5 protein-coding genes are annotated in these 12,532 nt (G+C 70.2%); 3 read left to right on the top strand and 2 right to left on the bottom strand.

Features of this window, described 5'->3' with window-relative positions; genetic code table 11:
* Positions 1 to 73 precede the first annotated feature (73 nt).
* Entirely contained in the window at positions 74 to 2,272 is a 2,199-nt protein-coding gene (gene pbpC, locus ABB55_RS23225; RefSeq protein WP_420848238.1) for a penicillin-binding protein 1C, read from the bottom strand.
* A gap of 336 nt (positions 2,273 to 2,608) precedes the next feature.
* On the bottom strand, positions 2,609 to 7,816 hold the full coding sequence (locus tag ABB55_RS23220; protein WP_083463871.1) for an alpha-2-macroglobulin family protein: 5,208 nt from the start codon (positions 7,814 to 7,816) through the stop codon (positions 2,609 to 2,611).
* A gap of 195 nt (positions 7,817 to 8,011) precedes the next feature.
* Between ABB55_RS23220 and ABB55_RS23215 the strand changes: the two genes are divergently transcribed.
* The 3 genes from ABB55_RS23215 to phnN all read left to right on the top strand — a co-directional run bounded on the left by ABB55_RS23215 (position 8,012) and on the right by phnN (position 12,447).
* Positions 8,012 to 10,315, top strand: coding sequence for a xanthine dehydrogenase family protein molybdopterin-binding subunit (locus tag ABB55_RS23215; RefSeq protein ID WP_054360942.1), 2,304 nt, complete (start codon positions 8,012 to 8,014; stop codon positions 10,313 to 10,315).
* A 444-nt stretch (positions 10,316 to 10,759) separates the two neighbouring features.
* Complete coding sequence (locus tag ABB55_RS23210; protein WP_054360941.1) at positions 10,760 to 11,683, top strand: DMT family transporter; 924 nt, start codon at positions 10,760 to 10,762, stop codon at positions 11,681 to 11,683.
* A gap of 161 nt (positions 11,684 to 11,844) precedes the next feature.
* The gene (gene phnN / locus ABB55_RS23205; RefSeq protein WP_054362249.1) at positions 11,845 to 12,447 is read left to right on the top strand and encodes a phosphonate metabolism protein/1,5-bisphosphokinase (PRPP-forming) PhnN; all 603 of its coding nucleotides are present in this window, start codon (positions 11,845 to 11,847) and stop codon (positions 12,445 to 12,447) included.
* Positions 12,448 to 12,532 lie beyond the last annotated feature (85 nt).

The following is a 12,532-nucleotide window of genomic DNA, read 5'->3' as shown; positions in this document are numbered from 1 at the left end:
CTCGGATGGATGCCAACCGAGAAAGCGGGCGGTTTCGGGACCATGACCAAAAGGAACGAGTTCCTGGCGGGCATCAGTCGAGGCGAACGCGGACACTGGCCGTCGACCCACGGGCATCTATGACGGAGACCTGACTGTATCCGGCACCATCCGGTTGCCAGAACGCCGTCCGGCGCGAACCGGCGGTCGTCACCGGCACGCCGTTGACCATCCAGACCAGCGGCGGCACCCCGCCGAGCGCCTTCAGGGCGAGCGGCCCGGCGACCTCGGGTCCGAATCGGGCGAGACCGAGATCGATCCGGGCACCGTCCGGCGGGAAGGAGATCGCCAGGGCCGCCTCGGTGGCCGCCGACACGGTCTTCGGGATATCCCGGCGCAGATGGCGCAGCGGCGGCGGCAGGGTCGTGCTGGTCGCCACCAGGGTGTCGCGCGGTTGCGGAACCGTTTCCGGCGGCGTGCCGATGCGCGCATAGGCATCGAACAGGATCGGCGCGGCGACCAGCCGTCCGACCAGCCCGACCACCGGCGCGCCGTCCGGCCGGCCGACCCAGACCGCGATGGTCCAGCGCTTGTCGAAGCCGACCGCCCAGGCATCCCGGTAGCCGTAGGAGGTGCCGGTCTTGAAGGCGATCAGGCCCTGCGCCCCGTTGGTCGGCGGCGGCGCGCCCTTCAGGATGTCGGCGACATACCAGGCCGAGACCGCGTCGACGAAGCGGTGACGATCGGTCTCCGAGCCGGGTTCGTCGCGCCGCCAGGTCAGCGATATGGTCTCGCCGCCGCGCGCGAAGGCGGTATAGAGCCGCGCGGCGTCGACGAGGCGGATGCCGAGACCGCCGAGACCGACGGCGAGGCCGGGGGCGGCCTCGCGCGGCATCTCGATCTCGGCACCGGCCGCCTTCAGCCGGGCGATCAGCCGCGCCGGTCCGACCGCCCCGAGCAGTTCGACCGCCGGCACGTTGAGCGAATTCTGCAGCGCGCGGCGCGCCGTCACCGTGCCGTGGAACGACTGGTCGAAATTCTCCGGCGCCCAGGCGCCGTAGCGGGCCGGCCGGTCCTCCAGCACGGTCTCCGGATGGGCGATGCCGTTCTCGAAGGCGAGCGCATAGATGAACGGCTTCAGCGCCGAACCGGGCGAGCGGAAGGCGCGGGCGAGGTCGACCGAGCCGGCGCGTTCGGTCGCGAAATAGTCGGCGCCGCCGACATGGGCGTGCACCTCGCCGGTCGCGTTGTCGACGACCAGGATGGCCACCGAGACCTTCGGCCCGAGGCCCTGCACGCGCGCACCGGCCAGCGCCTCCAGGCTGGTCTGCAGGCGTGCGTCGACGGTGGTCCGGTGGACCCGCTCCTCGGGCCGCTCGGCGACCAACTGCTCGGAAAGATGCGGGGCATGCACCGGGAAGGGCTGACGGCCGGTCGGCACCGCCTCGGCCTTGGCCCGCGCCACCTCGGCGGCATTGAGCACGCCCTTGGCGAGCGCGCGGTCGAGCACCCGGTCGCGGGCGCGGCGGGCCAGATCCGGACGACGGTCGGGGCGGCGCAGCTCGGGCGATTGCGGCAGCGCGACCAGGAGCGCGGCCTCGGCATGGCTGAGGCGGCGCGGTTCCTTGCCGAAATAGGCGTAGCTCGCCGCCCGGATGCCTTCGATATTGCCGCCCTCGGGGGCAAGCCGCAGATAGATCGCGAGGATCTGGTCCTTCGTGAAGCGCCGCTCCAGTTCGGCCGCCCGCGCGATCTGGCGCAGCTTGGCGGCGACGTTGCGCTCGTCGCGCGGCTCGATCAGGCGGGCGACCTGCATGGTCAGCGTCGAGGCCCCGGAGACGACGCGGCCGGACGTGGCGAACTGGACCACGGCCCGCCCCATGGCGCGCCAGTCGACGCCGCCATGCTGACGGAAGCGGTCGTCCTCGTAGGCGTAGAGCAGTTTCAGATAGTCCGTGTCGACCTCCGAGGGGTCGAGCGGCAGGCGCCAGCGGCCGTCGACGGTCACGAAGGGGCGCAGCAGCCGGCCGTCGCGGTCGACCACGATGGTCGAGCGATGTTCGGCGGCGGCGAGATCGAGCGGGCCGAGCCCGTCCATGAAGGCGCGCGCACCGGAGAGCGCACCGCCGACCGCCGCGATGCCGACCATGCCGGCACCGACCAGGAAGGCGGCGAAGCCCCGGAGCCGGCCGCCGGCCGGAGCCGCGGCAACGGGTCCCGCGGCGGGCCGGTTGCGGTCCGCGTCGCGGGACCTGGCCTGTCCATCGCCCTGAGGGTTCACGGTTCTCATCATCCCTGGCTCGGGTCACAGATGTGAAAAGGCGATCGGCGATCATGGAAAGGGAGGTGGCGGCCCCGATGGGCCCGCCGGCGCCGCGCTTCAACGCACCGCCGCCGCCGGAGCCGCCACCTCTTCCGACCCGCCTCGACGGCGGCCCGGAGGTCCGGTGGTTCGATCGAGACGGATGGTCCCCATCCGCGGATGGTCTCCATCCGCCTCGTCGATCCGAACCACTAACTCTTTGACTCCGTGGTCGGTTCAATCTGACATTTGCGGGACGCAAATCTCGGATCTTTACCACCAGGCGGGCGCGGCCGGCCGAAGCCCGTGCCGCGCCCCTGCCCTCGTTCAGCGCTTCGGCTGCACCTCGACGGTGCCGAAGCCGGTGCGGCCGAACCGCTCGGGCCGATACATGTCCTCGACCACGGCCGGCGGATGCATGTAGGTCCCGGGCGCCACGGCACGGACGATGTAGGCGACGTGGAAGAAGGCCGACTGGCTCGAGGTCCGGTCGAAGGCCGCGACGAAGCGGTCGTCGCGGTATTCGGTGTGGCTCGGCTCGACCGAGCTCTCCAGCCAGGAGAACTTGTCGGTGTCGCTGCCGTCGACCAGCTTCGGATTGTCGATCTCGAAGCCGGCCGGCAGATGATCGACCAGCAGCAGGTCGGCCGCCTGGGCGGAGGCCTCGGTGACCTTCAGCACGACCACCAGCCGGTCGGTCTGGCGCACCTTGGACGGGTCCGCCTTGGTGCCGTCGAGCTTGTAGTAGGTCCGTTCGATCGTATAGCCGTTGGAGACGGCCGGCTCGGGCTGGATCGGGTGACCCGATGCCGTGACCACCAGCTGTGCCGGCGCCGACGAGGTATTGGCGACGGTGACCGGGCCGTCGGTCAGGGCGAGCCCGCGGAACGACCGGTAGAGGGCGCCCTGATGCGCGGCACCGTTGACCGACAGGGTCAGGCGTTCGGCATCCTTGAGCATGGCGTGGGCGGCGATCACCATCCAGGCATTCTCCTGGGTGGAGGTGTAGGTCTGCCGCGTGCGCACCTCTTCGACGACCAGCGAGGCGCGCTGGAAGGTCGGCTGGCCGAAGCCGCTTTCGGCCATCATGGCCATGATGCCGGCACCGTCGCGCAGCGCCGAACCGTAGTCGTGGCGGTAGTTGCGCTCGGCCTTGATGGCGACGAGCCGGTCCATGGCCGAGAGGAAGATCGGCTGGGCCCGGCCGCGATCACCGAGCATGGCCAGAGCCGCACCGAGCTGGGCCCGGGACAGCGGCGTCTGGAACATGTCGAGCTTCTGGTCGGCCAGATAGCGCAGGTCGCCGATCACCGGACGACCGTTGCGGGCCAGCACATAGGCCGCGTAGGCGATCTCCGGCGCATTCTCGGCGGTCGGATCCTCCATGTTGGCGATGACGTTGCGCAGATGGTCGAGGGCCAGTTCGAAGGCCACCTTGGGCACCTCGAAGCCGCGCTCCCGAGCCCGGGTCAGGAAGTCGGTGACGAAGGCGTCGAGCCAGACATTCTCGCCGCCGACCGACCACAGGCCGAAGGTGCCGCTCGAGTCCTGGCGCGCCAGAACCTTGTCGACGGTGTCGCGGATGCGCTGGTCGATCTTCTCGTCGAGCGCCAGCTGCTCCTCGCGGGCGAGCTTGTTGACGTAGAGGAGCGGCATGGCGCGGCTGACCAATTGCTCGGAGCAGCCATAGGGGTAGCGGTCGAGCGCCTTGAGGAGCGCCGGCACGTCGAAGGCACCGACCGGGGCGACCGACAGCGAGACGACGCCGGTGCCGGCGACGAAATCGGAGACCAGGTCCGGACCGATCGTCACCGACCCGCCATTGGCGGCGAGCGGCTGCACGGTGCGGCGGTAGACCGCCGGGACGCCCGGCTGCACCCGCAGCACCAGCTGCTGGTGCAGGTCGAGGCCCTGGCCGGAGAATTTCACGTCGATCACCGCGGTGCCGACGCCGGCGGCCGTGACCGGGATCGAGAGTTCGCTGCGTCCGTTCTTCTTCAGGGCGAGCGTCGAGCGCAGGCTGTCGGCCGGGATCACGACCGGGCCGTGGATGTCGACATCGACCGTATAGTCGCCGGCCGGTGCCTCGACATTGTCGATCGCCATGTGGAAGCGCGAGCGGTCGCCGAGCGTCAGGAAGCGCGGCAGCGTCGCCTGGACGACGACCGGATCGCGCACCACGACATCCGCCTGGGCATGGCCGACGCGGCCCTTCGACCAGGCGATGGCCGCGACCCGGACGGTGCCGTTGAAGGCCGGCAGGTCGAAGGTGACGGTCGCGGTGCCGTCGGCGCCGACCTTGACGACGCCCGAATAGCGGGCGAGCGGCAGGTCGCGCGGGACATCGGCGCCGCTCTCGGCGACAGAGTCGCCGCCGGAGCGGATCGTGCCGCGCACGCCCTGCATGCCGTCGATCAGGTAGCCGTAGAGATCGCGCAGCTCGACGCCGAGCTGGCGCTGGCCGAAATAGAACTTCTCCGGGTTCGGCGTCTCGTAGCGGGTCAGGTTGAGGATGCCGAGATCGACCGCGGAGACGACCACATTGGCGGTCTCGCCCGGCGCCAGGCCGGCGAGCTTGACCGGGATGGTCAGCGGTCCGCGCGGACGCTGCAGCGCCTGCGTGCCGAGGCTGACGCCGATCGTGCGCTGGTCCTGGTCGATGCCGAACCAGGAGACGCCGATGGCGCGGCCGGGCATGCGGTGGGCGGCAACATCGAGCGGGCGATGGGCGAAGCCGACCACATAGGCGCCGGCACCCCATTCGGCCTTGACCGGGATGGAGACGGTGGTGCCCGCCTTGACGGCGTCGACCACATGGGTGTCGACCACGCCGTCGGAGACGATCGCGATCGTCGCCTTGCCGTCGAAGCGCGGCGTGACGCGGACCTTCATCTCGTCGCCGGACTTATAGGCCGGCTTGTCGAGCTTCACGTCGAGCACGTCGGGGGTGTCGGGCTTGTCCGAGCCACCCCAGCCGACCGAGAAGGAGACCGACGTGTGGGCGCCGGTATCGTCGGTCAGGTCGAGGCGATAGGAGCCCCAGTCGACCGGAACGGCGAGGCGGGCCGGCTCGGCGGCGGCGATGTCGGTGCGGCCGTTGGAGACGCGCGACGTCGAGGTCACGGTCTCGTAGTCCCAGCGGCCTTCGCTATTGTACCACTGGTAGCGCTTGTGGACGCGGGACAGTTCCCAGGCCACGCCCTTGCGGGCGCGCCGCTCGCCGTCCGGCGACGCATAGGCGAGCTCGAATTCGGCGACCGAGCCTTCGTTGAGGGCGCTGTCCTCGAAGCGCTTGCGCACCGCGAGCACATTGCCCTCCGGCAGGATCGGCAGCGTCACCGAACGGGTGACCGCGCGACCGCCGGATTCGTTGACGCGCAGCGTGACCTTGGCCTCGACCGGGCGGCTGGTCTTGTAGCGCGGCATCGGCACGGTCACGTCGACCTTGCCGTTCTCGTCGGTGGTCGCGGTCTCCTGCAGGTCCTGGGTGACCGCCTCGAAACTCTCGTCGTCGAGGCCGATGACCCAGCCTTCGAGCCCCGGCACGGTGGTCTTCTTGGCGAGATCGACGGAGATCTCCCCGCTGACCTCCAGATCGGCGCCGGCCGCACCGTAGAGCTGGCGGGCCTCGACCGCGATGCGGGCCGGTTCGCCGGCGCGCAGACGCTCGGCGGCGGGAGCCAGCTTGAGCTCGATGCGCTCGGCCACATAGTCTTCGACCAGGAAGGTGACCTCGCCGATCGGCGGGCGCTTCGGATCGGCATAGGCCTCCAGGCGCCAGGTGCCGGTCGGCAGGCCGGAATTCAGCGTCAGCGACAGCGAGCGGCCGCCCTCGCCCTGGTCCTCGACCACCTGGCGGCGATATTCGACGCCGTCGGGGCGCTTGGCGACGATGGTCAGCGGCACGCCGGCGGCGGCGGTGCCCTTGGTGTCGCGCAAGAGCGCGGTCAGATAGACGGTCTCGCCGGAGCGGTAGACGCCGCGCTCGGTGAACAGGAAGGCGTCGAGCCCGGTGGGCGCATCGCGGCCGCCGACCCCGCGGTCGGTCAGGTCGAAGGCCTGGCCGGTCAGGTCGAGAAAGCCGTAGTCGCCCTTGGCGTCGGTCGCGACGACCAGGCCCGGGGCGGTGCCGCCGGCGCCGCGCGCCAGTCCCGGCGCGAAGCCGGCGAGGCCCTTGGCGTCGGTCTTGGCCGTGCCCAGCACCTCGTTGTTCTTGGCGACCAGCTTGACTTCGACGCCGGCGAGCGGCTCGGCGGAGGCGAGCGAGCGGACCATCACGGTGGCGCCGGACGAGCCGGTCATGGCGGTCAGACCGAGATCGGAGACCAGGAACCACTGCGTCGCACGGTTGTCGTATTCCTCGACCTTGGCGCCGGCCGCGACCGCCGACATCACATAGATGCCGGCCTCGAGCTTGCCGACGGCCTCCAGCACCGGGAAGGCGGTGACCACGTCCTTGTTGATGTCCATGGGCACGTCGAGCGAGCCCTTCCAGACGCGCAGGCCCTTCTCGTCGGCGATCTTGTCGGTCTGGTACTTGTCGAGCGCCTTGAGGAAGTTCTCGTCGCGCAGCGTCGGCACGATCGAGCGGTCGCCGATCCGGAAGATCTCGATCTCGACCGACTTGGTGTTGACGGTGACGACCGGCAGGCCTTCCTGGCCGGTGCGCGGCAGGACGTAGTTGCGCCCGGTGAAGCGCACCTGCGGGGCGCGGTCCTTGACGTAGGTCGTGTAGTCGATCGTCTTCAGGAGATCCTCGCCGGCGATCGCGGACGGCAGGCCGGCGCGGATGACGATGCCGTAGCGCTTGCCGTGTTCGAGCCCGTCGATGCAGATCTGGCGACCCGAGGCGGTGACGGCCGGATTGGCCATGCCGGTCACGGCCACATAGGGCGCATAGTCGGTGTTGCGCTTCAGCTCCTCGGTGAACTCGAAGCAGGCGCGCGGCTGGGCGGCATTGTTGTCGACCGAGGCGGTTTCGAAGCGGAAGCCGTATTTGTCGCGCAGGGCCGTATGCTGGGCGCGCACATTGGCGGCTTCGACCAGCTTCAGGCTTTCAGCATAGGCGTTGATGGCATAGCGCCAGTTTTCCTGCGCGGTCTCGGCAAGGCCCAGCGTCGCGAGCGCGGCCGCTTCGTCCGGCTTGGCGGCGGAGCGCTGATAGGCGGCATAGGCGGCCGCGGCGGCATCGGCACGGATCTGGTAGCGGTCGCTGTAACTCGACCGGACGACCCGCGCGGCGGCGATCGCATAGCGGTTCCAGACCGACCAGTCCTTCGGATCCAGGACGATGGCGGCCGAGAAGGCTTCGAGCGCCTTGTCGTAGTCGCCCGCGGCCAGCGCGGCGTCGCCGTCCTTCCTGGCCTTGTCGAGACTGGTTCCGGCAGGCTTGGCGGTCTTCTTGAACTTGGCCTCGAGCCGGGTCGCGGCACTGGCCAGGTCCTCCCTCTGGAGGGACTTCTCGGCGGCTGCCGGCGACAGGGCGAGAAGGACGAGCGCGAAGGCGGCGATTGCGGCGCGCAGAATGGACGACATGGCGCATCTCCCGTGAATGCCGACTTAGTAGGCCCGGATTGTTTCCCCAGCATTGCGTCGGCAGGCCGCTCCGGGCGGCTCCGCAAAGGTCCGCAATGCAAGGCGGATCTGTGCCGCGGCGGGCTGGCGGGCGGGGGGCCGGACCGCTAGATTGCCTGCAACGCTCCGTCCGCGAAATCAGCCCACGAGGATTCCATGACCGAGATGAAAGCGCCGGCCAAGTTCGGCCTGGGGGCGTCCGCCCAGCGCATCGAGGATCCGCATTTCGTCACCGGCCGTGGCCGCTACACCTCCGACATCACCCCGGCCGGAACGCTCTACGGCTATGTTCTGCGCGCCCAGATGGCGCATGCCCGCTTCACGCTGTCCGGCGTCGACGATGCCCGCGAGGCGCCCGGCGTGCATCTCGTCCTGACCGGCGAGGACGTCGAGGATCTCGGCCACATCCCCTGCCGCGGGCTGGTGCGCCAGGTCGACGGCAAGTTCCCGTGGGTGCCGCCGCGGCCGGTGCTCAATCTGACCACGGTGCGCCATGTCGGCGATCCGATCGCCTTCGTGGTCGCCGATACGGTCGAGGCGGCCCGCAGCGCCGCCGAGGCGATCGATGTCGACTATGTCCCCCTCGACGTGGCCGTCGAGACCCGCACCGCGCTCGATCCGGCGACCCCGGTGGTCTGGCCCGAGAAGGGCACCAACCTCGCCTTCGACTATTTCCTCGGCGACAAGGACAAGACCGACGCCGCCTTTGCGGCCGCGGCCCGGACCGTGGCGCTGGAGGTGGTCAACAACCGCCTGGTGGTCAACTACATGGAGACCCGGGCGGCGATCGGCGAATATGACGCCGATACCGACCGCTACACCCTGATCGCCGGCACCCAGGGCGGCCACGGCATGCGCGATGCGCTGGCCCGGCCGGTCCTGAAGATCGCCCCCTCGCAGCTGCGCGTGATCACGCCGGACGTGGGCGGCGGCTTCGGCATCAAGACCTTCGTGTTCAGCGAGTATCCGCTCGTACTGGTCGCCGCCAAGAAGCTCGGCCGTCCGGTCAAGTGGGTCGGCGACCGCACCGAGCACTTCATCGGCGACGCGCAGGGCCGCGACAACATCACGACCGGCGAGCTGGCGCTCGACGCGGATGGCCGCATCATCGGCTACCGGGTCGACCTGACCGCCAATATGGGCGCCTATCTGAACCAGTACGGCCCGTTCATCCCCTGGGTCGGCGTGACCATGTCGACCGGGCTCTACGACATTCCGGCGCTCGCCGTGTCGGTCAAGGGCGTCTTCACCAACACCCTGCCGGTCGATGCCTATCGCGGCGCCGGCCGCCCGGAGGCGGCCTATCTGATCGAGCGGCTGATGGATGTCGCCGCGCACGACCTCGGCCTCACCCCGGAGGAATTCCGCCGGCGCAACTTCGTCGCCACCCTGCCCTACACCACCGCCACCGGCCGCAGCTACGACACCGGCGATTTCGCCGGCCACATGGATGCCGGGCTCGCCGCCGCCGATTATGCCGGCTTCCCGGCCCGCCTCGCCGCCTCCAAGGCCGCCGGCAAGATCCGCGGCCTCGGCTTCGCCACCTATATCGAGGCCTGCGCCTTCCCGGGCAGCGAGGAGGCCAACGTCGTCCTCAATCCGGACGGCGGCGTCACGCTGTTCATCGGCACCCAGACCAACGGCCAGGGCCACGCCACCGCCTATGGCCAGATCATCGCCGGCTATCTCGGCATCGACATCGCCCAGGTGAAGACCGTGCAGGGCGACACGGATCTCGTCGCCAATGGCGGCGGCACCGGCGGCTCGCGCTCGATCCCGCTCGGCGCGGCCTCCGTCGACATCGCCGCCAAGGTGCTGGTCGAAAAGATCAAGGAACTGGCCGCGACCGAGCTGGAAACCTCGGCGGGCGATCTGGAACTGGTCGACGGCGCGGTCCGCATCGTCGGCACCGACCGCTCGATCTCGCTCGCCGACGTGGCCCGCGCCGCGCCCGACGAGGACAGCCGCAAGGGCTACGGCAAGTTCGTGCAGGACGAATGCACCTATCCCAACGGCACCCATGTCTGCGAGGTCGAGATCGACCCGGAGACCGGCAAGACCGACGTGGTCGGCTACACGATCGTCGACGATTTCGGCGTCACCGTGAACCCGCTGCTGCTCGCCGGCCAGGTCCATGGCGGCGTCGTGCAGGGGCTCGGCCAGGCCCTGATCGAGAACACGGTCTACGACGCCACCGGCCAGCTGCTGACCGCCTCGTTCATGGACTACGGCATGCCGCGCGCCGACGACGTGCCCTCGATCGCCTTCCAGACGCGCAACATCCCGTCGACCACCAACATGCTCGGCATCAAGGGCGCCGGCGAGGCCGGCACGATCGGCGCCACGCCGGCGGTCGCCAATGCGGTCAACGACGCGCTCTGGCGTGCCTACGGCATCCGCCATCTCGACATGCCGCTGACCCCGCTCAAGGTCTGGGAGGCGATCCGCGCCGCCGGCTGAGCCGGCGGGGTTCGATCGATACCGTCGGGCGATACCGTCGGGCGAAACCGTCGGGTGCCGCCCGGTTCCGGTGACCGCCGGTTCCGGTGACCACCGGTTCCGTCGGACGGAGGACCGGGCGAGAGGCCGACCTGCACGAAGGCCGCGGCGAACGCGGCCTTTGTCGTCTCCGGGGTTCGGGCGGCTGCAGGCGCCACGCCGTTGCCGCCGGCACGGCGTTCCGGAGCACGCGCGTATCGCGCCGGCCGCCGATTCGGGAACGGAACAGGCGCCGCGGCGGGATGCGGCCATGTCCGCAGGGCACTCGCGCCGGCAGCGAATTTGTCGCACAATTCGCAATGTCACGGATGCAGCGCTTGCGCCGTCCGACCTCGCCTCACCCCCCACGGCCTCTGCGCCCCGAACGAGAAGACCGGTCGCGACCGGCCCGGATGTTCCCGCCCGATGAACCCGCTCCTTGGAATCACGCTCAAGCTCATCTCGACGCTGGTCTTCGCCGGCATGCTGATCTCGATCAAGCTGGTCGCGGACCGCGTGCCGCCGGGCGAGATCGTGTTCTTCCGCTCCTTCTTCGCGCTGATCCCGGTCCTGATCTATCTGCGTTTCCAGGGACCGCTGGGGCCGCTCCTGTTCACCGAGCGGCCGGTCGGCCACATGGTCCGCTCGCTCTACGGCGTCACCTCCATGTTCCTGTGGTTCGGTGCCCTGCAGCTGCTGCCGGTCGCCGATGCGCTGGCGATCAGCTACGGCGCGCCGCTGCTGACGGTCGCGCTGGCCGCGGTTCTGCTCGGCGAACAGGTGCGCATCTACCGCTGGACGGCGGTGGTGGTCGGCTTCGGCGGCGTGCTGGTCATGCTGGCGCCCCATCTCGGCGACCTCAGGCACATCTTCAGCGACGGCGCCGCCTTCGGCGCCATGCTGGCGCTGATCTCGACCGTGTTCACCGCCCTCGCCGGCACCCAGGTGCGCCGCCTGACCATGACCGAGAAGACCGGCGCGATCGTGATCTACTTCTCGCTCGGCTGCACGCTGTTCTCCTTCGCGACGATTCCGTTCGGCTGGGTCCGGCCGTCCGCCTTCGATCTCGCCTGCCTGATCGCGTCCGGGCTGTTCGGCGGCATCGGGCAGCTCCTGATGACGCAAAGCTACCGCTATGCGCATGCCTCGCTGGTCGCGCCGCTCGAATATTCCTCCATGCTGTGGGCCGTGATCTACGGCGCCTGGCTGTTCGGCGAGGTCCCCGGGATCAGCGTCGTGATCGGCTCGGTGATCGTGATCGGCGCGGGCGTGTTCATCGTGTTGCGCGAGCGGGCGCTCGGCCGCTCGCCGGAGGAAATCCGGAAGCCCGGCCTGCCAGGCGGCGCCTGAGCCCGGGCCGCGATCCGACCCTCATCGCCGGAGAGCCCGGGCCGGCGATCGAACCGTCATCGCCATGTCGTCGCCATCTGCTTCGCCGGACTGCCCCGCCCGTCCGCGGAGTGCTAAACCGGAGGCGCGATTCGATGCCGGAGGATACGGCCGCCGTGGCCATGACCATCCCGCCACCCGCCAACGACCGGGTCCCGGCCCGCATCGGTCCGGGTGCCCTGGTGCTCGTCGTCGGGCCGTCGGGTGCCGGCAAGGACACGCTGATCGCCGGCGCGCGTGCGCTGCTCGCCGATGACGACCGCGTCGTCTTCCCGCGCCGGATCGTGACCCGCCCGCCCGACGCGACCGAGGACAACGACACGCTCGACGAGGCCGAGTTCGACATCCTGGTCCGGCTCGACCGCGCCGCCCTGTGGTGGCGCGCCCATGGTCTCGGCTATGCGCTGCCGCGCGCCATCGACGAGGCGATCGGCGCCGGCCGCATCGTGGTCGCCAACGTCTCGCGCCGCGTGGTCGCCGATGCCCTCGCCCGCTACGCCCGCGTGACCGTGGTGTTCGTCACAGCACCGCCCGAGGTGCTCGCCGCCCGGATCGCCGCGCGCGGCCGGGAGAGCGGCGCCGCGATCGCGGAGCGCCTGGCCCGATCGAGCGAGGCGCTGCCGGCGGTGCCGTCGCTGGTGGTGATCCAGAATGTCGGCGATCCGGAGGTCGGCGCGCAGCGGCTGGCCGACGTGATCGGCGACCTCGCGGCCGCGACCCGCTGACCGCGCGCCCGGCACTGATCCCAACGGCTCGGGATGCCGACGTATCGGGCCGTTGAAGGAACGCGATTTTCTCATAGGCGTCAGA

It is taken from the genome of Prosthecodimorpha hirschii, assembly GCF_001305515.1.
GTDB classification, from domain to species: Bacteria; Pseudomonadota; Alphaproteobacteria; order Rhizobiales; family Ancalomicrobiaceae; genus Prosthecodimorpha; species Prosthecodimorpha hirschii.
Note: the sequence above shows the minus strand (reverse complement) of the source record. Positions and strands in the feature narration are given on the sequence as shown.